Genomic DNA, 24,768 nt, shown 5'->3' on the forward strand with positions numbered 1-24,768 from the left:
CCTGTGGGGAGGGGCGGCTTCGCAGCCCAGCGCAGGGCAAGCCTGCTCACCACAGCAAGCCTCCTCCCACATTGGATGTGTGTGCTACTTACATTCCTGCGCCGCCAACTCCAGTCGCGACGGCGTTAACGCCGATGCCAGCGGCTTGCGCTCATACAGGAACACCTTGGCGCCCTCTCCAGCCTTGTAGGCTTCCAGCACATCGTCGGCCGCAATCTTGCTGGTCAACACCGCGCGGGCGTGGCGCGAGTTCTGGGTCACGGTCGACGTAATCCCGTGTTTTTCCAGCTTGGGCAAGACGCATTGGAAATAGGCGTCAGTGCCTTTGCTGGTTTGTAGGGTCAAGGTTGGAGTGTTTGGGGCAGAGACACAGCCGGCCATCAACAGAGCCGTAGCCGGTACAAAAAAAGAGCGCATGAAAAAATCCTGATATTGAATATAAACGTTCACATCAACCGGCACGTACCAGCGCCTTGAGCGACGCATCAAACTGCTTCAAAGCATCCAACTGCACATCCCGCTGCTGCTCGATCTGCGCGGCAATTTCCGGCGCGTCCTTGTCACGGACCCACACCGACGGCACCTGTTTGTGCACCGAGCCTTCGGCCTTGGCGATGTATTGCAGGTCGGCGTCATAGAACCGCGCAATAAAGCGCGCCTCGACCTGATCGTTACGCTGGGTGAGCAGTTGATTATGGGTATCGAGCATCACCACTACATCGGGATGAGCCTGCACCAAGGCATCCAGGTTGTCGTAGACGGTCACCGACAAAAAGGCGCCCTGCAGCGAACTCATCAACCAATCAATGGCCAACTCCGGGTCGGAGCTGTTGACGAACGCCTGGCGTATACGCCCGTCGAGGGCATCCTTGGCGCCATTCAAGGCCATATCGTGGTAGCGTTCCAGATAGCTGAGGTTGTCGCGAGTATTGTCGCTCAACAACACACCTACTGACTGCGTGTGCTGCAGGGAGTTTACGCTACCGGCGATGGGTAGCAAATGGCCTGTACGCAGTTCGCCGGCGATGGCCGCGTTGCTCACTGCCACCGTACCCAGCATCAGAATCATTAGACCAAGCTGAATAATCGTCCTCATCGCGCATTTCCTTGAACAGCGTCTCGATGAAGGGATTTTGCGCTTTCCGTGCGAAAACAGAACTTGCGTTGCGTGATGGTGACTATTATCTGAAGCGATAGTGTTGCGATAAAACCGATAAGGAGCCGCCATGAAGCCCCACCAGAAAACCTTCGACCGCATCCGTGAAGCCGTCTTGCCGGAATTTCGCGAGCGGGTCGCCGATTACCTGGTCGACTATGAAACCGTGCTGCAGGACATCAACGCCGACGCCGACCAAGTCTGTGCCAGCGCCCAACAACTGCGCGGTTACCTGCGCGGCTTGAACACCACGCGGGTGCTGGGCATGGCCGATTGGGAAGACCTGGATCGGCGTGTGGAACACATCACCGCAAACGCTACAGCGCAGGACGTTGCTGATTGACCCATTCCTGCACCGACGGCCGCTGCCACTGACGCTGGGCATACGCCACCAACTCAGCCGGTACGCGGTCGCCGTTGAGGATCAGGCGGTTGAGCATGATCGCCAGATCCACATCAGCAATCGACCACTCACCGAACAGGTTCGTCGGGTTACCCGCCAACAACGCCTGCGCCCCAGTGATCAACCGCTTGGCGGCCGCTTCGGCCACGGGTGACAACGGCGGCATCTGCTGGCCGTAGAACACCACCAGCGTGGAACGCTCCTGACGAATTGGCAGCAAATCACTGCGCAACCACGCCTGTACCTGCCGCGCCCTCGCCCGCTGCTTTGGATCGGCGGGGTACACCGCTGTCTCGGGGTAGGCCTCTTCCAGATACTCGGTGATCGCCGAAGATTCCGACAACGCAAAGTCACCTTCCACCAGGGTTGGCACCCGTTGGGTCACAGACACCCGGGCGAAATCGGCGGTCTGGTTTTGCGCGGCATCCAGGTCCAGGGTAACCAGTTCGAAGGCCAGGCCCTTTTCCCGCAGGGTGACGAACACCGACATCGCGTAGGGGCTGGTGAACAGCGAATCAACGTAAAGGCGCAACGGGCTCTGGCTCATGGGCAATCTCCTTGAATGAGCCCTCACGCTACGAGATGTGCGCGGATAAAGACAATGCAGGGTTTTTATGGGGGCATTCCTGGCGGGAATACTGCTTAAAACGCCTGAATATCGACCTCGCCCGTGTAGGGCTGCCGTTGGGTGCCTACACGTCATTTATAGATCGGTTTTGGGTGGGCGTCTGGCGTCTGGCGCCCCCCAAACACGTTCGACAGGGGACCGTGTTTACCCTTTAGAAGTCCACCGTTGCCGATAGCTTCACCGTCCGTGGCTCGCCCTGGGTCAGGTAGTTATTGGCGGTCGACGCCGACGCCCAGTACGCCTTGTTCGCGACATTCTCGACGTTGGCGCGCAAGGTGATGAACTTGTCGTCGGCCTTGAAGCCATAACGCGCACCGAGGTCAACACGGGTCCAGGCCGGAATGCTGAGTGTGTTGTCAGCGTTGACGTACTCGCCGCCGGTGCGCAGCAGCCGTGCGTTAACCGCAGCGCCCTGGATGCCCGGAATGTCCCAATCGGCGCCCACGTTGAACTGAAAACGCGGCACACCGGCGGCGCGGTTGCCGTCGGTGAGGCCGTTGGCGGTGTTCTTCAACTCGGTGTTCATCCAGGTCGCACCGGCCAGCACGCGCAGGCCGTCGAGGGGTTCGCCGAAGACGTTGAGTTCCACACCTTTGTTGATCTGCTCACCGTCGACGCTGAAGGTATTGGTGCCATTGGCGTTGGTGTTGGTCGCACTGTTCGGCTGTTCGATGCGGTAGACGCCGAGGGTAGCGCCATAGCTGTCCCAATCGAACTTGACCCCGGCTTCGGTCTGTTTGCTGCGGTTGGGCGCAAAGACTTCGCCGGGGTTGGTCACGTTGGTCAGCGGCGCCGTCGGACCTTGGGCCAAGCCTTCGATTCGGTTGGCGTAGAACGCCACATGCTCCCAAGGCTTGACCACCAGGCCATAAACCGGCGTGGTGATCGACTCGGCATAGTTGGCACTGCGCACGCCGGTGGTGGTGTTCCAGGCGTCCACTTCGATGATCTGGCGGCGCACGCCCAACGTCAGCAATACGCGATCGTCGATAAAGCCCAAGGTGTCGGACACCGCAGCACTCTTGATGCGGTTTTTGCCAACGATGCGTGGGTCGTGCACATCGCTGCCGAAATAGGTGACGGTCGGGCGCGCTATCTGGGTCGGGTTGTACAGATCGCCGGGCTTGCGATTGCCCCGCAGGATCGCTTCAAACGCCGAACGCTGTTCGCCCCAGACTCCCGACAAACCGACGTTCATCTGATGGGTCACCGGCCCAGTGCTGAAGTGCCCGTTCAAACCGGCCATGGCACTCTTGTTGTCCTCATCATGGGGCGAATACAAAAAGCCCACTTGCCCGGCACCGTTGTTGCCCACATACAACGACGAATACTGACCATTCTCCCGCGTGTGCTTGGCGCCGCCGCCCACGTAAGCCGTCCAGTTGTCATTGAGGTCGTACTCGGCATTGAACATGCCGTAGGTGTCTTCCAACTCCGACCAGCTCCAGTCCTGGGCGTAGTTATGCTTCGCCGATGGCGCCTTCGGCACTTGGGTACCTGTGGGGTAGACCACCGAGCGGCCGCTGTTGATGCGCTCTTTCTGGTAGCCGAAATCGGTGGACATGCGCAGGCGCTCGCCACGGTAATCCAGGGCGATGGCGATCAGTTGTGAGCTTTTGAATTCATCCTCGATGGCCGTGTCACCGCCGTGTTTGGCCAGGTTGACCCGCGCACCGAAACGGTTGTCTTCGCCAAAGCGCTGGCCCAGGTCGAGGTGCCCACCGGCCTGGCCGTCGGTGGTGGTGTCGAGGCTGATGCTGCGGGTCGCGGTGTCTTCGGCGCGCTTGGGCACCAGGTTGACGCTGCCGCCGATCCCGCTGCCCGCCGGCGATACGCCGTTGACGAAGGCGTTGGGGCCTTTGAACAACTCCACACGCTCCAGGGCCTCGGTGGTGACGATCTGCCGGGGCAGCACGCCATAGAGGCCGTTGAAAGCAATGTCATCGGTGTTCAGTGGCAGGCCGCGGATGGTAAACACTTGGGAGAAGTTACCGAACCCGGAGGACTGGCGCACCGACGCGTCGTTGAGCAACACGTCACCCACGGTGCGCGCCTGCTGGTCGGCGATGGTTTTGGAGGTGTAGCTGACCACGCTGAACGGCACGTCATTGATCGAGCGATTGCCCAACACCCCCAGGCGCGCCGAACGCGCTACCTGGCCACCGCCATAGGTGTCCACCTCTGCCCCACTCGTTTCGGCGCTGATGGTGGTGGCGCCCAGTTGCAGCACGTCGCCAGTGGCCTCGGGCACCACGGTGTAGCCGCCGCTGCCGGTGCTTTGCACGGTGTAGCCGCTGCCCTGGAGCAGTTGCATGAAACCCGATTGCGCAGTGTAGCTGCCTTGCAGGCCCGGACTCTGTTGGTCATTGAGCAGCGCGGAATCAAACGACAGCGGCACACCGGATAACGCCGCGAACTGCGCCAACACATTGCCCAAGGGCCCCGGCGCGAGGACATAGCTGCGCGCGGCGCCCGCGACTGTCTCTGCTGCCATGGCGCTGTGCAGCGGTGCGAGAGTGGCAAGCGCAACAGCCAGGCTCAGCGCCTTGAGGGGACGGGGGCAAACGAGGTGCAGTCTGGCGTTCATGGGCGTTCCTGTCGGCGCGGTGCAACGTTGAGGGTTCTCCCTTACACCGGACGACAACGAAAAAGGTATCAGCGAATCTGAAAGAAATTTCAACGCGGCTCGACGGTGACCCAGTAGCCGGTCAAGCGGCTGACGGTCACCGGCAGGGTTTCCTGCAACAGGCGCAGGCTGGCATCGGTATCACGCAAGGGGAATGCCCCGGAAACGGTCAACCCCGCCACACCTGAGTGGCAACGCAACACGCCGGCACGGTAGCGCCCCAGTTCGTCGAGCAAATCCGCCAGGCGCATATGCTGGGCCAGCAGCATGCCGTTCTCCCAGGTCATGGCGCTGACATCCAGCGGCCCAACCGCCGCCACGCTGTCGTTGCCAAATGCGCTCTGCTCACCGGCCTTGAGGATCAACCCACGGTCGGCGTGGGCCGGCAGCATCTCCACCGCGCCTTCGATCACGGCCACGCGGCTGCTGTGCTCACCGACACGCACGCTGAAGTGCGTGCCCAGCGCACGGGCGGTGCCGTGGCGGGTTTGTACGATAAACGGACGATGGCTTGGCGCAGGGTCCTTGGCGGTGGTGATCATCACTTCGCCTTGCAGCAGTTCAATGCGCCGTACCTGATCGGTGAAGCCGATATTCAACGAGCTGGCGGTGTTGATCAGCAGCCGCGTACCGTCAGGCAAGGTCAAATTGCGTTGCTCGCCGATGGCGGTGCGCTGGTCGGCCGCCCACGACTCCCAGGGCTTTTGCTGCAAGGCCAGCCACGTCGCCGGACCTGCCAGCAGCAACAACCCCAATGCCTGGCGCCGGCCAAGGGATTTTTTGCGGCCGATACGCTTGAGGGTGTCGCCGGCAATCGCACTCGGCACGCTGTTGAAGTCCCCCAGAATCGCCTGCGCACGCTGCCAGGCCTGCGCGTGCTGGGCGCTGCGGCCTTGCCATTGGGCGATGGCGCGGTGGTCTTCGTCGGTCGCGCTGCCGGACTGCAACTGCACCATCCAGTCGGCGGCTTCGCCCAGGATCAGCGGGTCAATCGACGGGTTCATGCCACGCTCAGGCAGGCGAGGAAAGCATCGCGCATATAGCGTTTGACCGACACCAGCGACACCTTCAACTCATCGGCAATCTGCTGGTACGTCAGGCCATCGAGCTGCGACATCAGGAACGCCTGGCGGGTTTTCTCGGGCAAGTCTCGCAGCATGGCTTCGATACGGTACAGCGCTTCGAGAATCAGCCAGCGGGTTTCCGGCGATGGCACTTGCTGCTCGGGCAAGTGGGCGATGGTTTCCAGGTAGGCGCGTTCGACCTCCTGACGACGCCAACTGTCGATCATCAGGCCCTTGGCAATATGAGTGAGAGTGAGCAACGCCCGTGGCTCGCTGCCAAAACCGGCGCAGCTCTGGCGACTCAGCAACCGCACGAAGGTGTCGTGAGCCAGGTCGGCCGCATCACTGGCATTGCCCAGTTTGCGGTCGAGCCAGCGGTACAACCATCCGTGGTGTTCGCAGTACAGCGCCTGAATAGGCAGGTTGAGGGGGGACGACATGCGAGTCACCGGCATCAAGGCCACGGAGTAATTAAGAATTGATCGCATTCTAGTCTGGGCGACGGACCTCAGCAATGTGCAATTTAATGTTATAGGATAACATCCACTTTCCACCCAGCCCTGCGACCACACCCATGACCGATGCTGTTCCCCTCCGACAACGCCTGCTCTCCATCGACGCCCTGCGCGGCCTGGTGATCCTGTTCATGCTGCTCGACCACGTTCGCGAAACCTTCCTTCTGCACCGTCAGGTCGGCGACCCGATGAGCATCGACAACACCGAACCTGCGCTGTTTATCAGCCGCACCCTCGCCCACCTGTGCGCGCCGGTGTTTGTCTTACTCACGGGGTTATCCGCGTTTTTGTACGGCCAGAAATACCAGGGCCGCCGCGATGTGTCGGCGTTCCTGTTCAAGCGCGGGTTGTTCCTGGTGGTGCTGGAATTCACCCTGGTCAACTTCGCGTGGACCTTCCAGCTCCCACCGAGCGTGATCTACATGCAAGTAATCTGGGCGATTGGCATCAGCATGATCGCCCTCGCCGCCCTCGTGTGGCTGCCGCGCCCGCTGCTGATCATCGTGGCGCTGGTGATCATCGGCGGGCACAACCTGCTGGATGGCGTGCACTTTGCTCCAGGTTCGGCGCTGCAGAATCTGTGGGCAATCCTGCATGAACGCAGTTGGATCGACGTGTCCGCCGACCTGCGCTTGCGCACTACCTATCCGGTGTTGCCGTGGATCGGTGTGATTGCACTGGGCTACAGCATCGGTCCGTGGTTCGCCAATGCCACCGTGCCTGCAGTGCGCCAGCGCCATCTGTTGCTGGCCGGTGCGGGTTCGTTGATGGGGTTTGTGATGTTGCGTGCGGTCAACGGCTACGGCGAGAAGCCTTGGCAGACGTACGAGAGCGGCGTGCAAACGGTGATGAGCTTTTTCAACGTGACCAAATACCCGCCTTCGTTGTTGTTCTTGGCGTTGACGTTGGGGATTGGACTGTTGTTGCTGTTGGCGTTTGAACGCGCGGGGCATAAACGTTGGATCGGAGTATTGGCCGTGTTTGGTGCAGCGCCGATGTTCTTTTACCTGCTGCACCTGTACGTGCTGAAGGTGCTGTATGTAGCGTGTGTGGCGGCGTTCGGCCTCAACCATGGCAACTACTTCGGGTTCGACAGCATCGGTGCCGTATGGCTGGCGGCTCTGTTGCTGCCGCTGGTGCTTTACGTGCCAGTGCGCTGGTTTGCCGGGCTGAAGGCGCGTCGACGGGATCTGGCGTGGCTCAAATACCTCTGAGCGTAGATTCAATTGTGGGAGGGGCATTGTGGCGATGCTACAGGCCCTGACTACGATGTCTCCGAGTCAGGATGCTGGCTGAGTACATATCCGTTGCTGCGATAAGGGCGGCTTACGGTTTCGCCCTTACGGCGACCAGATTCTTAAGCCGAACTCCGTCCAACTGTGGGAGGGGGCTTGCTCCCGATGAGGGTGTGTCAGTTGATGCAGCTGTGACTGACCCACTGCTATCGGGAGCAAGCCCCCTCCCACAGTTTGATCTCCATAGATCAGACAGATAGGTCCTAGCCTGCTGTCCTGCTTTTGCTCTGCTTTAGATCTGCTTTTGATTTGGCCCTTACATCCTTTTCGCTGACGAAGTCAGCGGTCTTTTGATCTGCGCTTTTGATCTTGATCTCAGGCGCCCCGTCAAACACGCTGGCCGAACGCAGGCTTGAATCCGTGGGTAACCCGGCAGGACGCCGGGTTAGCCGCGCTGGGCCATGGATGGCCCATCGCGGCGGCCCACGGATTCAAGCCGGAGTGAGGGCACACCGAGCCTAGGCGAGGTGCCGAGTGTTGGGGCAAGAGCCCTTTGGTTACTTTGGGGCTTTGTCCAAAGTGACCCGCCGTAAGGGCGGAACCAATACCCGCCGTGACCGCAGAAACGGATACGCACACCAACAAACCGCCATCGAAAGCAAACCTCGCCCCACATTTTTAACCGCGTTACGCCAATTCCGCTCGCAGTTGACGCGCCGCAGTGACCATATGAATCAGCGCCGCCTCAGTCTCCGGCCAGCCACGCGTCTTCAAGCCGCAATCCGGGTTCACCCACAACCGCTCGGCCGGGATCCGCTTGGCTGCCTTGCGCAGCAGGTTAGCCATTTCCGATGCATCGGGCACCCGTGGCGAGTGGATGTCGTAGACTCCCGGGCCGATGTCATTCGGGTAGGCGAAGGCTTCAAACGCGTCCAGCAACTCCATGTCCGAACGTGAGGTTTCGATGGTGATCACATCGGCATCCATCGCTGCGATGGACTCGATCACATCGTTGAACTCGCTGTAGCACATGTGGGTATGGATCTGGGTGTCGTCACGCACGCCAGAGGCGCACAGGCGGAACACTTCGGTGGCCCAATCCAGGTAGTGCTGCCACTGTGCCTGGCGCAACGGCAGGCCTTCGCGAAACGCGGCTTCGTCGATCTGCACGATCTTGATGCCAGCGGTTTCCAAATCCACCACTTCATCACGAATCGCCAAGGCCAATTGGCGGGCCTGCACTTCACGGCTCACGTCTTCGCGGGGGAACGACCACATCAGCATGGTCACCGGACCGGTCAGCATGCCTTTCATGACCTTGTGGGTCAGGCCTTGGGCATAGCGGATCCACTCCACGGTCATCGCCTTCGGACGGCTCAGGTCGCCGAAAATTACGGCTGGTTTCACGCAACGCGAACCGTAGCTCTGGACCCAGCCGAAGCGCGTGAACACGTAGCCATCCAGTTGCTCGGCGAAGTACTCGACCATGTCGTTACGTTCAGCTTCACCATGCACCAGCACATCCAGGCCGAGGTTTTCCTGCACTTCGACGGCGTGCCTAATTTCGCTGTGCATCGCTTCGACGTATTCAGCCTCGCTCAACTTGCCGGCCTTGTATGACTGGCGCGCCAGGCGGATCGAGGCTGTTTGCGGGAACGAACCGATGGTGGTGGTCGGGAACAACGGCAGTTTGAGGCCAGCGCGCTGTTGCTCGATACGCTGGGCAAACAGCGAGTGGCGCTGGCTGTCCTTGGCAGTAATAGCGGCAACACGTGCCTGGACGGCCGGTTTGTGGATTCTTGGCGAAGCAGCGCGTGCGGCCTGCACGGTGCGGCTGTGCGTCAGAGCAGCAAGCACGTTGGGCGCTTCAGGTTGGTTGACCGCCTGGGCCAGCACCGCCACTTCAGCGCACTTCTGCACAGCGAAGGCCAGCCAGCTTTTCAACTCGGCATCCAGCTTGTCTTCACGGCCCAGGTCCACCGGGCTGTGCAGCAGCGAGCAGGACGGCGCCACCCAAAGGCGATCACCGAGTTTTTCATGAGCATGCTGCAAGGTCGCCAGGGCGTTTTCCAGGTCGCAGCGCCAGACGTTGCGTCCGTTCACTACCCCCAGGGACAGCACCTTGTACGCCGGCAGACGGTCGAGGATGGTCGGGTACTGTTCCGGCGCCCGTATCAGGTCGATGTGCAGGCCATCCACTGGCAGGTTCGCGGCCAGGCCGAGGTTCTCTTCCAGACCACCGAAGTAGGTCGCCACCAACTTTTTCAGTGGGTCGCGCTGGATCAGGTTATAGGCGCGTTCGAAAGCGTTTTTCCACTCTTGTGGCAGGTCGAGCACCAGGATCGGCTCGTCGATCTGTACCCATTCCACGCCCAGGTCCGCCAGGCGTTGGAAGATTTGGCCATACAACGGCAGCAGGCGCTCCAGCAGATCAAGCTTGTCGAAGTCGCCGCCCTTGGCCTTGCCCAGCCACAGGTACGTCAACGGGCCAATCACCACCGGCTTGACGTTGTGGCCCAGTTCGAGAGCTTCCTGCACTTCTTCGAAGAGTTGATCCCAGCCCAGATGGAAGTGCTGGTCGACGCTGAATTCAGGCACCAAGTAGTGGTAGTTGGTATCGAACCACTTGGTCATTTCCTGGGCGTGGGCACCGCCGCAGCAGTTGTCGCTGACACCCCGCGCCATACCGAACAGGGTTTGCAGGGTGGCCTTGCCATCCGCCGGGCGAAAGCGCTCAGGGATCACGCCGAACATCAGCGAGTGAGTCAGCACCTGGTCGTACCAGGCGAAATCGCCAGCGGGCAGCAACTCAATACCGGCCTGCTTCTGCAACGCCCAATGGGTCTTGCGCAGGTCACGGCCAACGGCGCGCAGGCCGTCCTCGTCGAGCTCACCCTTCCAGAACGCTTCCTGCGCTTTTTTCAGTTCACGATCGCGTCCAATGCGCGGAAATCCCAGGGAATGAGCGACAGCCATGACTTACAACTCCAATGTCGTTATGTATGGCAGTCATTGTCGGGAATTGATCATAGTGAGACAAACTCATTCTATTTTAGATCAGCACAAGTTTCGCTCATGTTAAGGCTTGCCTTTAGCCGACACGGCACTCATTCATTGCGGGTACTATGCTCGCAAACAATACATTCAAATGAGCACCCATGATCAAAGCCAGCCTGCGCAGTCACCTGACCTTATGGTTCGCCGGTTTATCCCTGCTCACCTTGCTGAGCGTGGGCTTTTATGTGGGGCACATCGCAACTGGGCAGATGAAGCAGGCCAGCGGCGTTGCTTTGTTGAGCACAGCGCGCTCCACGGCTGCGCTGTTGGCCGTGCAACTGCGCGAGCGTCAGCTGGAAGTGACCCTGCTCAGCAAAGCGCCGCTGTTTCGCAAGGGTGACTTGAACGAGCCGGACATCCTCACGCTGATGGAGCTGCGCACCCAGTCTCGCGCCGAGTACGCGTGGATGGGCGTCGCCGATGCCGACGGCCGTGTGCGCCAGGCGGTGAATGGGCTGCTGGTGAATCAATCTGTCAGCCAGCGCCCATGGTTCCAGGCCGGTCTGCTTGGCGAGTACACCGGCGATCCCCATGAGGCGGTGCTGCTGGCCAAGTTGCTGCCAGGGGCGGCCAACGGCGAGCTGTTGCGTTTTATTGATTTCGCCGAGCCTATCCATAACGCCAAGGGCGAGACCATCGGCGTGCTGGGGGCCCATGCGCACTGGCGCTGGGTGACGCAAATCGTCGATTCGGCAGTGATGCAGAAGGACGCCATCCCTGATATCGAGGCGCTGATTGTCGACTTCGACGGCAAGGTGCTTTATCCCGAACTGCTGGCCGGCGAGCAGATGCCTAAAGACAAGCTGGTCACGCCTTCCGGCTGGTCCACGGCGGACGGTTTTGTGACCGCTTCGGTCGCGGTGCCCAGCCCCTCCAACGCAAAAATGACTTGGTACATCATGGTGCGCCAGCCGTTGGATGTGGCCCTGCAACCGGCGCGCACGCTGCTCTACAAACTGCTGATACTCGGTGTACTCGCCGCCGTGGCGTTTATGGTCGCGGCGTATTACCTGGCCTCCTCCCTCAGTCGCCCTATCGAACAACTGGCCAAATCCGCCAAGCAAGTCCAGGAGCACCAGCCCGGCGCCGTGTTTCCACAGGAGCACTCGGTGCTGGAAATCGCCCAACTGGGCCGCTCGCTTACCGGCATGACCCAAGCGCTGCTGGCCAAGGAACGCCAGCTGCAGGAAGCCAACGCCTCCCTGGAAGCCACTGTCGCCCAACGCACCGCCGACCTCACCCAGGCCAACGCCGAACTGCTGAAACTGGCCACCCACGATGCCCTCACCGGCGTGTTCAACCGTCGCCGCTTCGATGAAAAACTCGCCGAGAACAGCCTGCTGTTCCAACGCACCGGCCGCACCTTCGCCCTGCTGCTGATCGATGCCGATTACTTCAAGCGCGTCAACGACACCTACGGCCACGCCATTGGCGATGATGTGCTGTGCCAACTCGCCGCGCTGATAGAAAGTACGACGCGCGCCACTGACTTTGTGGCGCGTTATGGCGGGGAAGAATTCGCCGTGCTGCTGCCGGAAGTCGAAGCGCCGGACAGCCCCGACGTGGTCGCCGAAAAAATCCGCGCGGCCGTCGAGGCGGCAGTGTTTCCAGCCGTGGGCCGTCTGACCGTGAGCATCGGCGTGGGCGTGGCCGAGCCTTCGGACCGTGACTCCCTGGCACTGCTCAAACGCGCGGACATGTGTTTGTATGAGGCCAAGGCCGCGGGCAGGAACCGGGTGGTTTGAGCACGCCTCCCTCGCCACAGGTACAGTGCCCGCCACGCTATTTCGGATAGGTCCCTACAGGGATGTCATTACCCAAGGCTGTTGTCTTTGGGGCGCAATCAGCTATGAGGTCGAACGCTCAGTGCCCACACAAAGAGTCCCTATGAAGCCCTCCAGCGAAGCCCCTTCGATACGTAGACTGGAAGAACTCCCAGACGAGATCCACACGCTGGAAGCGCAAGCCATTGCCGAAGGGTTCAAGTTCCTCACGCGCCTGATCACAGAGTGGGAAACAGGCGCCAATCGGTTCGAACAACCGGGCGAGTACCTTTTGGGCGTGTTTTACCAGGAGCAACTGATTGCAGTCGGCGGCGTTTCCCGTGATCCCTACGCCGGCTCAACCGTGGGCCGGCTGCGCCGGGTATACGTGACTCCCCAAATGCGAGGGCGAGACGTGGGTAAGGCCTTGGTTCAAGCACTGCTGGATTACGCCACGCTGAAATTCCACGATGTGCGCTTATCTACCGATACACCCGAAGCCGCAGCATTTTATCTGCGCTGCGGTTTTCATCAGATCAGCGATGACACCGCAACGCATGCACGATCACTGAGCGCCCACTCGCGTCTACAGAGGTGAGGCGCTCAGCTGTACTACATCAACGGAATCGAATAACTCACAAACACCCGATTCTGGTCCTGGTCCCGCGCCACTTCACTGCGTGACACGCCGTTACGCCAGCCGAACCCGACGTTCTTGAACGTGCCGCTCTGCACCACGTAATCCAACGAGATGTCCCGCTCCCACTCGCTGGCGTCGTTGCCGCTGGCGGTAAGAATGTGGTCGCCCTTGAGGTACATCACCGAGGCCTTCAGGCCGGGTACACCCAGCGACGCGAAGTCGTAGGCGTACTGGGCAAAGGCAGTGCGTTCGCCGGCCTGGATGAAGGTCTGCACGGTACGGTCGGTGTAGAGGTACAGGCTGGCACCGCCCTCCCCTTTGTTCACCAGGCCGCCCTGGTTGAGTTGGGCGAAGTTGCTGTCGTCCGAAACTTGCTGGTAGCCGGCGGTGATCGCGTGCGGGCCCAGGGAGTAGATGAACGCGGCGCTCCAGGTGTTGTTGTCGATTTCACCGTTGCCGTTCTTGGTATAGCCGCCCAGCTTGTAGCCCTCGGCACGGCCGGCAGCACTGCTGTTTTTGCCGTCGGAGCTGGTCTTGAAGTAGCGCAGGTCGGTTTTCAATGAGCCGTATTCGCCCAACGGCAATACGTGGATCAACCCGGCGAAGTGTTGCTGGTAATAGTCTTCGAGATTGGCGTAGTAGTACTGGACCATCAGGTCCTTGGTCAGTTGGTAGTCCGCGCCGGCGTAGGTGAATTTATTGCTTTCCTGGGTACCGCCCGCCGCGGCCAGGCCACTGCGGTCGCTGGAACCGCGACCGGTGGTGTGCTCAAGCTGACCGCCGACCAGGGTCAGGTTGTCGATGTCCTTGCTGGTGACTTGCCCGCCTTCGAACGACTGCGGCAACAGGCGGCCGTCGTTGCTCACCAGGATCGGCAGGTTCGGGCGCAGGTAGCCGTAGCGCGCTTCGGTCTTGGCAAAGCGTGCCTTGGCGGTCGCGCCGCCACGGGCCCAGTTATCCGTGGCCTTGCCGTCTTCGGTGGGGATCATCGAGCTGCCGACATGGCGCGCGGCGCTGCTGTCGAGGGTCACGCCGAGCATGCCGATGGCGTCCAGGCCAAAGCCGACGGTGCCGTCGGTGAAGCCCGACTGGTAGTTGAGGATAAAGGCCTGGCCCCACTCTTCGGTCTTCGACGGTGCCGCCGTGCCGTCGCGGTTGTCGTTATTGAAGTAGAAGTTACGCATGCTCAAGTTGGCTTTGCTGTCGCTCAAAAAGTCAGCAGACGCCAAGGGGCTCAGAGCAATACCCAGGCTGCCGGTCAATACACTTAATACATTCAACGTGGCTTTCATCAGGACGAACTCCGGCGCGGAATCCAAGTTCCGGGCGCAAAAAATGGGCAGCAGGATGCCGTCGGCCAAATGTGAAGTTGGCCGCGGCGTTAACGGTTATTCAGTTGCCTAGTTGCTCGATTACTCAGTTGCTTAGTCAGCTGGTTGAGTGAAGTGAAACCTCCGTAAACCTCAGTCAATCAATCCATGAGCGTCATAAAACGGATACGGCCCCGGGTAATCCCCGAACACGCCGTTGTGGCTGATCAAGCCGTGTTGCGCATCCCAGCGATGCAACAAATACCCCGCCGGTTCCAGGTTGAAATGCGCGGGCGCGGCGTCTTGCAGGTCCAGCACAATCTGATGGGAGGTGCCGGGGCACACACAACTCAAGCTGCCGCCAAAGCGTCGCTGCATCGGCCGGTGCAGGTGCCCGCACAGCAGGCGTTCCACTTGCGGGTGGCGCGCCACGACGCGCTCCAGTGCGGCGGCATTGATAAAGGGTTCGCGGTCCATATGGCCGATGCCGCTGATAAACGGCGGATGGTGCAGGATCAGCAACGTCGGCGCGTCCGGGCGTCGTGCCAGTTGCGCGTCCAACCAGTGCAATTGGCTGTCCAGTAGCTGGCCGCCATGCCCACCGGGGATAGTCGAGTCCAGGCCGATCAAGCGCAGCGGATGCTCGTCCACCACCCAGTCCAACGGCCCCTCTGCCGACGACGGCAAATAAGCGTGATCACGGAATGCCTCAAGCAACGGACCGCGTGTGTCGTGGTTGCCGGGCACCAGGTAGCACGGCATGTGCAGGCGCGCGAGTTCGGGGTGCAGCACGGCGTATTCATCGGCGCGGCCGAAGTCCACCAGGTCACCGCTGACCACCACGATATCGGGCCGGGGTTGGCTGGCGTTCAAATGGTCGACGGCACGGCGCAGCGCGCCCAAAGTATCGACCACCCCATACGTCAGGCGCTGGCCGGCTTTAAGGTGCAGGTCGCTGATTTGCGCAACAAGAAACGGACGATTCACAAGCAAACTCTCACGCATTCAGGGTGAACAACATGTGCGGCGCAATCGCCAGGGCGATCGGCGCGCCGACGGCGTACAGGTGGTTGTCGCTGCTGTCCACCAGCAGCGGTTGCGGGCCGCCTACATCCACCAGCAGGCGGCTTTGTGCGCCCTGGAAAAACTGCGCCAATAGATAGCCGTGCAAGTGCCCTTCGCTCTCCATCACCCGCAGGTGTTCGGGGCGGCAGTACACCGTGTTAGGCACGTCGGCGGCCTGCCACGGCAATTCGCCGCCGCAGACTTTCAGGCCATGGGCTGTTCGCGAGGTAACGGCAAAGGCATTGAGGTTGCCGACAAAACCGGCGACGAACGCATTGGCCGGTTTCTGGTAGATCTCCCGTGGGCTGGCCAGTTGCGCGACGCGGCCGTGCTCCATCACCAGGATACGATCGCCCAGGGCCATGGCTTCGCCCTGGTCGTGGGTGACAAATACCGAGGTGATACCGAGGCCGCGCAGCAGTTCATTCAGCTCGCTGCGCAAGCGCTCGCGCAATTGCGCATCCAGGGCGGCCAGCGGTTCGTCCAGCAACAGCACTTTAGGGCGCGGCGCCAAGGCACGGGCCAAGGCCACGCGTTGACGCTGGCCACCGGACAATTCGTGGATGCTGCGCTTGCCATGCTGTTGCAGGCCCACCAGCTCCAGTAATTCCTCGCAGCGCTTGTTCCGCGCAAGCGGCGCCATGCCGCGAATCTTCAAGCCGTAGACGATATTGCCGGCCACATCGAGGTTGGGAAACAGCGCGTAGTTCTGGAACACCATGCCCACGTCGCGGCGCTCGATGGGCAGACGAGTGACGTCGTCGGTGCCGAAAAAAACCTGGCCCACATCCGGGCGTTCCAAGCCGGCAATCAGGCGCAAGGTGGTGGTCTTGCCGCAGCCGGACGGGCCGAGGATCGCCAGGGTTTCACCGCCTTCGACGGTCAGGTTCAGATCATGCACAGCCACGGTGCCGTCGGCGAACGCCTTGCGACAGCCTTGCAGGCGAATAGTGATAGCGGTCATCGACGCTCTCCACGGGACAAACGAGCGCTGATGGCCTGCAACGCAATCAGCAGCGGCACGATCATCAGCAAAAAGATAAGGGTGTAGGCGCTGGCGATTTCCAGGCGCGCCGAGGCGTAGCTGTCGGCCAGGCCCACGGGCAATGTCTTGGTCATGGGTGTGTGGAGCATCCAGGTCAGGTTGAATTCGCCCAACGACAAGGTCACCACCATCAGCACGCCAGCCAGAATCCCCGCCCGGCAGTTGGGCACCACCACGCTGAAAAAGCGCTTGATCGGCCCGGCGCCCAGACTGGCCGCCGCCTCTTCCAGCACCGGCAGTTGCTGGCGTTGCATCACCGCCATCACCGGACGTACCAGGAACGGCAAGGTGAACAACACATGGCCCACCAGGATGAACAACCAGCTGCTGCGAAACGTGCCGAACTGGCCGTAGGTGAGCAGCAACGCCAGCGCACTGGCCAGCCCCGGCATCGCCACCGGCAACACCATCAGTTCTTCGAAGGCACGGCTGAAGCGGTTGTTCATGCAAACCAGCGCATAGGCCGCCGGTACGCCGATCACGCAGACACACACCGCGCACGCCAGCGCCAATTGCAACGACAGCCATACGGTGGGCGAGTACGCCTGCCATACCTGGATCAACCAGTCGAAGGTCAGTCCGCTGGACAGGCCGACGAAGAAATTGCGCGTCAACCCAGCCAGCAACGACATCAGCACCGGCACCAACATGAATGCGCACACCAGCAAGGTGAACAGCAGTTGAATCACGAACAGCGATGAGCGTTTCACAAGACCGTCCCCGCATTTTTCACCAGGCGCCGCGTGAGCAATAACACCGCCCAGGTCACCGCGCCGAGCACCACCGACAACGCGGCGGCGACGGCAAAATTGGCGTAGTTGGTGAACACGTTGTAGATCGCCACCGGGGTCACATTCAGGCGCGTGCCCAAGGTGAACGCGGTGCCGAAGGCGCCCATGGACGTGGCGAAGCAAATCGCGCCGCAGGACGCCAACGCTGGCGCCAGGCCCGGCACGATCACGTCGCACACCACCCGCCAGTGCCCTGCCCCCAGCGAATGCGCCGCTTCTTCCAGGCTGCGGTCGAGGCTTTCGCACGCGGCCATCACCGTGAGGATCACCCGGGGAATCGAGAAGTACAGGTAGCCGACAAACAGCCCGGCCAGCGAGTAGGCAAAGATCCAGCGCTCACCGGCCACTTGCAGGCCCAGGGACGCCAGCAGCCCCTGGCGCCCAGCCAACAGGATCACCAGAAAGCCCACCACCACCCCGGGAAACGCCAGGGGAAACGTGAGCAAGGCCACCAACGCCGACCGCCCGAAAAACTGCTGGCGCGCAAGGAATACGCCGCTGATGCCACCGATCAACAATGCGGTGAACGTCACCACGATCGCCAGCACGCAGGTCTGCGCCAGGCTGCCCAGGTACTGCGCGCTACTGAGCACCTGCCAATAGCCGCTGCCGAGGCTGTCGCGGCTTTCGGCGCCGAGCACCATCAAGTGCGCCAGCGGCAACAGCCAGAATGCGAACAGCACCGCAAAGGCCGGGGCCAGCGCCCAGGCCGCCTGTTTTGCCGATACAGCCACTTACTTGACCTCGTTCAGGTAACGGGCGGCGAAGGCTTCCTGCACAGCGGCCATTTTCTGATAGTCCACCACACCGGCGCGGGCGTAATCGCTGTCGGGCAGGAACTGCGCGGCGACGTCTGCCGGCATGGTCACCGGGCGTACGGGGCGCAAGTACGCCTTGGCCCAGAGTGCCTGGCCTTGGTCCGACAGCACGAAGTCCAGCACCTTCTCGCCATTGGCGCGGTGCGGCGCGTTGGCCACCAGACTCATCACATAGGGCACGCTGATGCTGCCTTCCTTGGGGATCACGAAGGCGACGTTGGCGTTGTCTTTGTAGCGGGCGCGGTAGGCGTTGAAGTCGTAGTCCACCAGGATCGGCAACTCGCCGGACAGCACCCGAGCATAGGCGGTCTGCTTGGGCACGATGGGGGCGTTTTTCGCCAGCTTCTGGAAGTAGTCGATGGCCGGGGCGAAGTTGTCCAGGTCGCCGCCCATTGCGCGGTTGATCGCCACGGCAGAGACATAACCGACGAAGGCGCTGGACGGGTCCAGGTAGCCGACCATGCCTTTGTATTCAGGCTTGAGCAGGTCGGCCCAGCTTTGCGGCACCGGCAAGCCACCCAATGCATCGACGTTGACCATGATGCCCAAGGTGCCGGAGTGGATCGCAAACCACTGGCCGGCGGGGTCTTTCAAGCCGGCGGGGATCTGCTCCCAGCCCTTGGGTTTGTAGCCATCGACCACGCCGGCCTTTTGCGCCTGCAAGCCGAAGGTCACTCCGTAATACACCACGTCCGCGACCGGCGCGGCCTTTTCGGCCACCAGTTGCGCCAGGGACTGGCCGGAGTTCTTGTTGTCCAGCGGCACCTGCACACCCGTGTCGGCGGCAATGGCCTTGAGCTGGGTGCCCCAATCGGCCCAGTCCGGCGGGCAGTTGTAGCAAATAGCCGTTTCGGCGGCCTGGGCCAGGCTGGCCACACCGCACAGCAGCACGGCTGCCAGGGTTTTACTGAATGCGCGCATCAAGGGACTCCTCAAACGGTTGGGTACTTTCGCCCGGCCGGATATGGCAAGGCAGGCAATGGGAAACCGGGGCATTCCCGGCGATCTGCGCCAGCAGTTGGTCAATCACCGTGCTGGCCAGCAGCGCGATGGGCTGCACCACGCTGCACAGGGTCGGGTGCATCTGGGTGCCGAGGGCGATGCCGTCAAAGCCCATCACCGACAACTGCCCGGGTACATTCCAGGCATTGCGGCGCAGCTCGGCGATCAGGCTGATAGCCAGGAAATCGTTGGAACACACCAGCGCGCTGGGGGCGTCGGGGCCGTTGAGGTACGGCTGGATGGCGGCGAATTCGGCCTGGGTATGCGCGGGCATTTCGATCACCGCGCGGCTTTTGAGGCCGTATTCCTTCATCGCGTCGCAGTAACCGGCATAGCGCAGGCGTGCGCGGTCGGACTGCAAGGCGGGGCCGGCGACCATGCTGATGCGTCGATGACCGGCCTCCAGCAAGTAGCGCGTGGCCAAGGCCATGCCCGCGCGGTTGTCCACCGACACGGCGCTGTAGTTGGGGTTGCTCGGTTGGTGATAGGCCAGCACGAACGGGGTTTGTTCGGTATTCAGGCTGCTGAGCACGCTGTTGCTTTCGGCATCGGTGACCGTCAGCACCAGGCCATCGACGCGCTGGCGCAGCAGTTCTTCCACCACAATGCACTCGCGCTCGCTGCTGTAGTCGGTGGTCGCCAGCACCAGGCTGTAGCCACGCAACCGCGCGGCACGCTCCATGGCCTGGAACTGCTCGGCGAACACCGGGTTGAGCAGGTTGGGCACTACCACGCCAATCAATTGGGTGGTTTGCAGGCGCAGTTGGCGGCCGAGCAGGTTGGGCCGAAACCCCAACTCACGGGCGGCGGCGAACACCTGCTCACGGGTCGCCGGGCGCACCTGCTCGGGAGAGGCAAAGGTGCGGGCGGCAGTGGCGCGGGATACGCCAGCCAGCCGCGCAACGTCTTTCAGGTCAGTCATGTTTACTCGCTTGAGATCGATCTCATTGGCGAGGACAGTAACGGGGGAATGTGGCAGGAAGGTGGTGGGGAGATGACGGTTTGATGGCAGCCAGGCCCCGACACGCTCTAATGTCAGGTGATCGCATGTAGCAGTTGCCGAGCTGCAAGCGAGGCTGCGTCAGGCGCGCCGCCGATTCAGACTCGAGTCGCGGCGGACGCTGCCTCGCCGGGGCTCGACAGCTGCTACAAATTTGCGCGGTGTTGGATAGGACGGTGTCTACGTGCGACCGCGCTGAAAGCAGGCAAACCTGCTGACTTTGTCCGTCGGTCCTCGTCAGGCACGAATCACCAGGCCCTCCTCAGCCGCGATCGCCAGGATGTCTTTGGCTGAAACGTTGAGCCACGTATCTGCATCAGGCGCTCCTACCGACGCCAACCATAATCCGACAATCTGATAACCCAAGGCATACCCCAGCCATCGAGGCTTGTCGCCGGTGCCAAAAAACCAGGCGCTGTGATCGTAGTACGTCGCCTCAAGCTCGCTAAGGTGTGCAGGAAAACGCCTGAGCGCTTCAAGGCTGAACGCCCTCTCCCACGCCTCGGCTTCGCTGCCCAGCACATGCTGTACAAACATGCCTGCCAGGCCTTCGCTGACCAGCGCCTCCCCCAGCGTCCAGCCATACCCCGGCCCAGCCATGCGCAGGCAATGATGCACCTCATGCACCACATGTCGACTCATTGCGCCGCCTTCGAGGCTCGTGGCGAAATTTGGGTTATCGGGGTCCAGGGTCAGGGAGAACATCGTGCTGCGATAAGCGCGACCAACCAGGCCCAACTCCGGAATGGTTTCGCCGGGCAGCCGTTGAATCAGTACATCCAAGCGTGGTGGTGGCATCACTTGGGAAATCCCCCGGTAGGCGACATCGAACGCTTGCATCAATGCCTTGCGATGCGTGGCCAGGGAGCCCGAAGCTTCCAGCCAGTGCAGTGTCCATGCGTCCATTCTCACCTCTCGTCATCCCAACGTTGTGTCGTCACCCGAGTGGCTGATCATACCCACGAGCTGTCACATTGGCAGGTCAGATTAAAAGCGGCGCAGCAAAATCCGCCGGCTAACCTTTCGATTCGATCCAAGTGCGGGCACAATGCGTGTCCTTTTTTGGCAGGCACCGCCGCAGGCTCTCAAAAATGATCAAAACGCCGTACTACCTCATCGATAAACAGAAGCTTCTGGTCAACATGCAGAAGATTGCTTACGTGCGCGAGCAGTCCGGCGCCAAGGCCCTGCTGGCGCTCAAGTGCTTTGCCACGTGGTCGGTGTTCGACCTGATGCAGGAATACATGGACGGCACCACCTCGTCGTCGCTGTATGAGTTGAAGCTCGGTCGCCAGAAGTTCGAAGGTGAGGCGCACGCCTACAGCGTGGCCTGGGCCGACGATGAAATCGAAGAGATGCTCGATAACTGCGACAAGATCATCTTCAACTCCATCAGCCAACTGCAGCGTTTTGCCGAACGCAGTGAAGGCAAGACCCGCGGCCTGCGCGTCAACCCGCAAGTGAGCAGCTCCGACTACCTGCTGGCTGACCCGGCGCGTCCATTCAGCCGCCTGGGCGAATGGGACCCGGTGAAGATCGAAGGCGTGATCGAGCAGATCTCCGGTTTCATGTTTCACAACAACTGCGAGAACGGCGATTTCAACCTGTTCGACCAGATGCTGAACACCATCGAAGAACGCTTCGGCGCGCTGCTGCACAAGGTCAACTGGGTCAGCCTCGGCGGCGGCATCCACTTCACCGGTGAAGGCTATGCCATTGACGCCTTCTGCCAGCGTCTCAAGGCGTTCTCGCAGAAGTACGACGTGCAGGTCTACCTGGAACCCGGCGAAGCGGCGATCACCAACAGTGCCTCCCTGGAAGTCACCGTGCTCGACACCCTCTACAACGGCAAAAACCTCGCCGTCGTGGACAGCTCCATCGAAGCCCACCTGCTGGACCTGCTGATCTACCGCCTCAACGCCAAACTGGCGCCGAGCGAGGGCGAACACACCTACATGGTGTGCGGCAAATCCTGCCTGGCCGGGGACATCTTCGGCGAGTATCAATTTGATCGTCCGCTGGCCATCGGCGATCGGCTGTCGTTCATCGACACCGCGGGCTACACCATGGTCAAGAAAAATTGGTTCAACGGCCTGAAAATGCCGTCCATCGTAGTGAAACAACTCGACGGTACAGTCGAAGTGGTTCGTGAATTTGGTTACGACGACTACCTGTCCAGCCTTTCGTAAGCTGGCGGATATAGGAGAAATAAAGCAATTGAAAAAGAACGTTCTTATCATTGGTGCAGGAGGTGTCGCCAAGGTGGTGGCCCACAAGTGCGCGCAGCACAACGACGAACTCGGTCGTATTGCTATCGCGTCGCGCAACATCTCCAAATGCCAGGCCATCATCGACAGCGTCAAGGCCAAGGGTAGCCTCAAGGTTCCCGCCGACATCCAGGCCTTCGCGCTGAACGCCCTGGACGTGGAAGCGACCAAGGCCCTGATCCGCGAGACTGAATCGCAGATCGTCATCAACGTGGGTTCCGCGTTCCTCAACATGTCGGTACTGCGTGCCTGCATCGACACGGGCGTTGCGTACCTCGACACCGCCATCCACGAAGAGCCGGGCAAGGTCTGCGAGACCCCACCGTGGTACGGCAACTACGAATGGAACCACCTGGAAGAGTGCAAACAGAAGAACATCACCGCCATCCTTGGCGTGGGCTTCGACCCGGGTGTCGTCAACGCGTATGCCGCGCTGGCGCAGCAACAGCATTTCGACCGCATTGATTCGATCGACATCCTCGACGTCAATGCCGGCTCCCATGGCAAATACTTCGCCACCAATTTCGATCCGGAAATCAACTTCCGCGAATTCACCGGGCAGGTGTGGAGCTGGCAGAACAGCCAGTGGACCAGCAACACCATGTTCGAAGTCAAACGTACCGACGACCTCCCGGTCGTGGGTTCGCAGAACCTCTACCTCACCGGCCACGATGAAGTGCACTCGCTGTCGAAAAACCTCGACGTGCCCAACGTGCGTTTCTGGATGAGCTTCGGCGAACACTACATCAACGTGTTCACCGTGCTGAAAAACCTCGGCCTGCTCTCCGAGAAGCCGGTCACCACCGCCGAAGGCCTGGAAGTGGTGCCGTTGAAAGTGGTCAAGGCCGTGCTGCCCGACCCGTCTTCGCTGGCTCCGGGCTACACCGGCAAGACCTGCATCGGCGACCTGGTCAAAGGCACCAAGGACGGCCAGCCGCGCGAGATGTTCATCTACAACGTAGCGGATCACGAAGAAGCCTACGTTGAAACCGACAGCCAGGGCATCTCCTACACCGCAGGCGTTCCACCGGTAGCCGCAGCGCTGCTGGTAGCCCGTGGCGAGTGGGATGTGAAACACATGGCCAACGTCGAGGAACTGCCGGCTGAGCCGTTCCTCAAGGCGCTGGACGTGATGGGCTTGCCGACTCGGATCAAGGACGAGCACGGTGATCGAGCCTGGGATGCGATTGCCTGATAGGCGATAGCTGACCGAAAAAAAAATGCGCCCTACGGGGCGCATTTTTTGTTTGGGCGGATACCTATTTCCAAGACACTGAACATCCAATGTGGGAGGGGGCTTGCCCCCGATTGCAGTACATCAGTCACAGCAGCAGTGACTGACACACCGTAATCGGGGGCAAGCCCCCTCCCACATTGGAATTCACAGATGACCGCGTGCACTGCAATTGTCGGCAATTTGCACAAAGGTACTGAGTCCTGAACTTAAGGCGTTGAACACAGCCTGCCCGGCGGCTTGAAGATGGACGGGATAGAGCGCCTGAGCTATCTTCAGCCGCCTTATCGACCGCCCCGAAACAGGAAGTTACCGATTGAGCACGTCGCCCCTATTGCGAGGCCGCAGCTTCGCCCTCCTCGCCGGCATCACCTTCATTGCTATGGACCAGCTTGTGAAACTCTGGGCCCTGGTTTCACTGCAGGCCAACAGCTTCAAAATCGGCTCAAACCCGATCAACTTTGCGTTGGAGCTAAGCCTCAACCCCGGCGCATTCCTGAGCCTGGGCGCCGCTTTGCCGCCACAGGTCAAACAACTGATCTTTATCGTCGGCGTAGCCGTTGTGGTGGCCTGGGCGATGGGGTGGTCCCTCTCCAACTGGAACCAGCCGCTGCGTAAAGTCTTGCCGCTGTACGCCATCGCCTTGGGTGGCATCGCCAACCTGATCGACCGGGTGTTTCGCGACGGCCATGTGGTTGACTACATGGTCCTGAACGTCGGGCCAGCGCATACCGGGGTGTTCAATATTGCGGATATCGCAATTACTGTCGGCGCGCTGTACCTGCTGATCGACCTGTTCGTGAAGCCGCGTAAAGCCTAGGCGTATCAGTATTTCTCCCCCTCATCGCCTCGAATTTCAGCGGCGAGGGCCAGGGCGATCGCCTTGGCTTTCACGATGCTCTCATCGCTGTATACAAACGAAATTTGGCCACGGCGATAATCGAAATAGTAATCCTGCTGCGTGGTGGGAGAGGTCCAGTACGCCGTTTGGTTACCGCTGATGGAGATCGTCGCTCCTGTCGTGGGATTAACGGCAGTCACTTCGTCCTGCAACAGGAGGGACGGGTCACCGGCACACACGTCACGCCATTCTTCAGGCCTTATTGCATTGCTTCCGACACGGGCGATATGGAGTTCATAGGCCATACA

23 protein-coding genes are annotated in these 24,768 nt (G+C 60.9%); 7 read left to right on the plus strand and 16 right to left on the minus strand.

Annotation, left to right across the window (positions count from 1 at the left end; genetic code table 11):
* Nucleotides 1-84 precede the first annotated feature (84 nt).
* Both BW43_RS07490 and BW43_RS07485 read right to left on the minus strand, forming a co-directional pair.
* On the minus strand, nt 85-417 hold the full coding sequence (locus BW43_RS07490; RefSeq protein ID WP_032890002.1) for a lipoprotein: 333 nt from the start codon (nt 415-417) through the stop codon (nt 85-87).
* Between the two features lie 34 nt (nt 418-451).
* Nucleotides 452-1,096 (minus strand): hypothetical protein, encoded by a 645-nt coding sequence (locus BW43_RS07485; RefSeq protein WP_032889485.1) that lies wholly within the window; start codon nt 1,094-1,096, stop codon nt 452-454.
* A 130-nt stretch (nt 1,097-1,226) separates the two neighbouring features.
* On the opposite strand from BW43_RS07485, the gene BW43_RS07480 reads away from it, so the two are divergent.
* Nucleotides 1,227-1,499 (plus strand): hypothetical protein, encoded by a 273-nt coding sequence (locus BW43_RS07480; RefSeq protein WP_032889487.1) that lies wholly within the window; start codon nt 1,227-1,229, stop codon nt 1,497-1,499.
* Here the strand turns inward: BW43_RS07480 and yfcF are convergent.
* The 4 genes from yfcF to BW43_RS07460 all read right to left on the minus strand — a co-directional run bounded on the left by yfcF (nt 1,474) and on the right by BW43_RS07460 (nt 6,317).
* A complete protein-coding gene (gene yfcF, locus BW43_RS07475; protein ID WP_032889489.1) occupies nt 1,474-2,106 on the minus strand; it encodes a glutathione transferase in 633 nt (210 codons plus the stop codon). The genes BW43_RS07480 and yfcF overlap by 26 nt on opposite strands.
* A 232-nt stretch (nt 2,107-2,338) precedes the next feature.
* The gene (locus BW43_RS07470) at nt 2,339-4,774 is read right to left on the minus strand and encodes a TonB-dependent receptor (RefSeq protein ID WP_032889491.1); all 2,436 of its coding nucleotides are present in this window, start codon (nt 4,772-4,774) and stop codon (nt 2,339-2,341) included.
* Between the two features lie 89 nt (nt 4,775-4,863).
* Nucleotides 4,864-5,817 (minus strand): FecR domain-containing protein, encoded by a 954-nt coding sequence (locus tag BW43_RS07465; RefSeq protein ID WP_032889493.1) that lies wholly within the window; start codon nt 5,815-5,817, stop codon nt 4,864-4,866.
* On the minus strand, nt 5,814-6,317 hold the full coding sequence (locus BW43_RS07460; RefSeq protein WP_032890004.1) for a sigma-70 family RNA polymerase sigma factor: 504 nt from the start codon (nt 6,315-6,317) through the stop codon (nt 5,814-5,816). The genes BW43_RS07465 and BW43_RS07460 overlap by 4 nt, the downstream gene beginning before the upstream one ends.
* A gap of 134 nt (nt 6,318-6,451) precedes the next feature.
* Between BW43_RS07460 and BW43_RS07455 the strand changes: the two genes are divergently transcribed.
* On the plus strand, nt 6,452-7,606 hold the full coding sequence (locus BW43_RS07455) for a DUF1624 domain-containing protein (protein WP_032889495.1): 1,155 nt from the start codon (nt 6,452-6,454) through the stop codon (nt 7,604-7,606).
* A 708-nt stretch (nt 7,607-8,314) separates the two neighbouring features.
* Here the strand turns inward: BW43_RS07455 and metE are convergent.
* Nucleotides 8,315-10,603: a 5-methyltetrahydropteroyltriglutamate--homocysteine S-methyltransferase gene (metE, locus tag BW43_RS07450; RefSeq protein ID WP_032889497.1), complete on the minus strand. Its 2,289-nt coding sequence runs from the start codon at nt 10,601-10,603 to the stop codon at nt 8,315-8,317.
* A 182-nt stretch (nt 10,604-10,785) separates the two neighbouring features.
* Between metE and BW43_RS07445 the strand changes: the two genes are divergently transcribed.
* Together BW43_RS07445 and BW43_RS07440 are read left to right on the plus strand one after the other, a co-directional pair.
* Nucleotides 10,786-12,429 carry a sensor domain-containing diguanylate cyclase gene (locus tag BW43_RS07445; RefSeq protein WP_032889499.1) on the plus strand — a complete coding sequence of 548 codons (1,644 nt, stop codon included), beginning with the start codon at nt 10,786-10,788 and terminating at the stop codon, nt 12,427-12,429.
* Between the two features lie 142 nt (nt 12,430-12,571).
* Nucleotides 12,572-13,045, plus strand: a complete 474-nt coding sequence (locus BW43_RS07440; protein WP_032889501.1) for a GNAT family N-acetyltransferase — start codon at nt 12,572-12,574, stop codon at nt 13,043-13,045.
* Between the two features lie 14 nt (nt 13,046-13,059).
* Here BW43_RS07440 and BW43_RS07435 read toward each other — a convergent pair whose 3' ends face one another.
* The 8 genes from BW43_RS07435 to BW43_RS07400 all read right to left on the minus strand — a co-directional run bounded on the left by BW43_RS07435 (nt 13,060) and on the right by BW43_RS07400 (nt 21,024).
* On the minus strand, nt 13,060-14,379 hold the full coding sequence (locus BW43_RS07435; protein WP_032890006.1) for an OprD family porin: 1,320 nt from the start codon (nt 14,377-14,379) through the stop codon (nt 13,060-13,062).
* Between the two features lie 171 nt (nt 14,380-14,550).
* Nucleotides 14,551-15,384, minus strand: a complete 834-nt coding sequence (locus BW43_RS07430; RefSeq protein ID WP_032890009.1) for a phosphodiesterase — start codon at nt 15,382-15,384, stop codon at nt 14,551-14,553.
* 10 nt (nt 15,385-15,394) lie between these two features.
* Nucleotides 15,395-16,426, minus strand: a complete 1,032-nt coding sequence (locus BW43_RS07425; protein ID WP_032889503.1) for an ABC transporter ATP-binding protein — start codon at nt 16,424-16,426, stop codon at nt 15,395-15,397.
* Entirely contained in the window at nt 16,423-17,217 is a 795-nt protein-coding gene (locus tag BW43_RS07420; RefSeq protein ID WP_032889505.1) for an ABC transporter permease, read from the minus strand. The genes BW43_RS07425 and BW43_RS07420 overlap by 4 nt, the downstream gene beginning before the upstream one ends.
* Nucleotides 17,214-18,032 (minus strand): iron ABC transporter permease, encoded by an 819-nt coding sequence (locus tag BW43_RS07415; RefSeq protein WP_032889507.1) that lies wholly within the window; start codon nt 18,030-18,032, stop codon nt 17,214-17,216. Before BW43_RS07415 ends, BW43_RS07420 begins: the two co-directional genes overlap by 4 nt.
* Nucleotides 18,033-19,037, minus strand: coding sequence for an ABC transporter substrate-binding protein (locus BW43_RS07410; protein ID WP_032889509.1), 1,005 nt, complete (start codon nt 19,035-19,037; stop codon nt 18,033-18,035).
* Entirely contained in the window at nt 19,021-20,040 is a 1,020-nt protein-coding gene (locus tag BW43_RS07405) for a LacI family DNA-binding transcriptional regulator (RefSeq protein ID WP_032889511.1), read from the minus strand. Before BW43_RS07405 ends, BW43_RS07410 begins: the two co-directional genes overlap by 17 nt.
* A 315-nt stretch (nt 20,041-20,355) precedes the next feature.
* On the minus strand, nt 20,356-21,024 hold the full coding sequence (locus tag BW43_RS07400; RefSeq protein ID WP_032889513.1) for a DUF2268 domain-containing putative Zn-dependent protease: 669 nt from the start codon (nt 21,022-21,024) through the stop codon (nt 20,356-20,358).
* Between the two features lie 185 nt (nt 21,025-21,209).
* Here BW43_RS07400 and BW43_RS07395 point away from each other — a divergent pair, with 185 nt between their 5' ends.
* The 3 genes from BW43_RS07395 to lspA all read left to right on the plus strand — a co-directional run bounded on the left by BW43_RS07395 (nt 21,210) and on the right by lspA (nt 24,439).
* Nucleotides 21,210-22,307 (plus strand): carboxynorspermidine decarboxylase, encoded by a 1,098-nt coding sequence (locus BW43_RS07395; RefSeq protein ID WP_027607243.1) that lies wholly within the window; start codon nt 21,210-21,212, stop codon nt 22,305-22,307.
* Nucleotides 22,308-22,335: 28 nt separating this feature from the next.
* A complete protein-coding gene (locus BW43_RS07390; RefSeq protein WP_032889518.1) occupies nt 22,336-23,580 on the plus strand; it encodes a saccharopine dehydrogenase family protein in 1,245 nt (414 codons plus the stop codon).
* Nucleotides 23,581-23,935: 355 nt separating this feature from the next.
* Nucleotides 23,936-24,439 carry a signal peptidase II gene (gene lspA / locus BW43_RS07385; protein ID WP_032889521.1) on the plus strand — a complete coding sequence of 168 codons (504 nt, stop codon included), beginning with the start codon at nt 23,936-23,938 and terminating at the stop codon, nt 24,437-24,439.
* 5 nt (nt 24,440-24,444) lie between these two features.
* Here the strand turns inward: lspA and BW43_RS07380 are convergent, their stop codons facing one another.
* The gene (locus BW43_RS07380; protein ID WP_032889524.1) at nt 24,445-24,765 is read right to left on the minus strand and encodes a hypothetical protein; all 321 of its coding nucleotides are present in this window, start codon (nt 24,763-24,765) and stop codon (nt 24,445-24,447) included.
* Between the last annotated feature and the right edge of the window lie 3 nt (nt 24,766-24,768).

The sequence above is a fragment of the Pseudomonas sp. RIT357 genome (assembly GCF_000632245.1).
GTDB classification, from domain to species: domain Bacteria; phylum Pseudomonadota; class Gammaproteobacteria; order Pseudomonadales; family Pseudomonadaceae; genus Aquipseudomonas; species Aquipseudomonas sivasensis.

Coding starts and splice junctions, on each gene's coding strand:
- BW43_RS07490 (WP_032890002.1), bottom strand. CDS start 417: ATGCGCTCTTTTTTTGTACCGGCTACGGCTCTGTTGATGGCCGGCTGT.
- BW43_RS07485 (WP_032889485.1), bottom strand. CDS start 1,096: ATGAGGACGATTATTCAGCTTGGTCTAATGATTCTGATGCTGGGTACG.
- BW43_RS07480 (WP_032889487.1), top strand. CDS start 1,227: ATGAAGCCCCACCAGAAAACCTTCGACCGCATCCGTGAAGCCGTCTTG.
- yfcF (WP_032889489.1), bottom strand. CDS start 2,106: ATGAGCCAGAGCCCGTTGCGCCTTTACGTTGATTCGCTGTTCACCAGC.
- BW43_RS07470 (WP_032889491.1), bottom strand. CDS start 4,774: ATGAACGCCAGACTGCACCTCGTTTGCCCCCGTCCCCTCAAGGCGCTG.
- BW43_RS07465 (WP_032889493.1), bottom strand. CDS start 5,817: ATGAACCCGTCGATTGACCCGCTGATCCTGGGCGAAGCCGCCGACTGG.
- BW43_RS07460 (WP_032890004.1), bottom strand. CDS start 6,317: ATGTCGTCCCCCCTCAACCTGCCTATTCAGGCGCTGTACTGCGAACAC.
- BW43_RS07455 (WP_032889495.1), top strand. CDS start 6,452: ATGACCGATGCTGTTCCCCTCCGACAACGCCTGCTCTCCATCGACGCC.
- metE (WP_032889497.1), bottom strand. CDS start 10,603: ATGGCTGTCGCTCATTCCCTGGGATTTCCGCGCATTGGACGCGATCGT.
- BW43_RS07445 (WP_032889499.1), top strand. CDS start 10,786: ATGATCAAAGCCAGCCTGCGCAGTCACCTGACCTTATGGTTCGCCGGT.
- BW43_RS07440 (WP_032889501.1), top strand. CDS start 12,572: ATGAAGCCCTCCAGCGAAGCCCCTTCGATACGTAGACTGGAAGAACTC.
- BW43_RS07435 (WP_032890006.1), bottom strand. CDS start 14,379: ATGAAAGCCACGTTGAATGTATTAAGTGTATTGACCGGCAGCCTGGGT.
- BW43_RS07425 (WP_032889503.1), bottom strand. CDS start 16,426: ATGACCGCTATCACTATTCGCCTGCAAGGCTGTCGCAAGGCGTTCGCC.
- BW43_RS07410 (WP_032889509.1), bottom strand. CDS start 19,037: ATGCGCGCATTCAGTAAAACCCTGGCAGCCGTGCTGCTGTGCGGTGTG.
- BW43_RS07405 (WP_032889511.1), bottom strand. CDS start 20,040: ATGACTGACCTGAAAGACGTTGCGCGGCTGGCTGGCGTATCCCGCGCC.
- BW43_RS07400 (WP_032889513.1), bottom strand. CDS start 21,024: ATGGACGCATGGACACTGCACTGGCTGGAAGCTTCGGGCTCCCTGGCC.
- BW43_RS07395 (WP_027607243.1), top strand. CDS start 21,210: ATGATCAAAACGCCGTACTACCTCATCGATAAACAGAAGCTTCTGGTC.
- BW43_RS07380 (WP_032889524.1), bottom strand. CDS start 24,765: ATGGCCTATGAACTCCATATCGCCCGTGTCGGAAGCAATGCAATAAGG.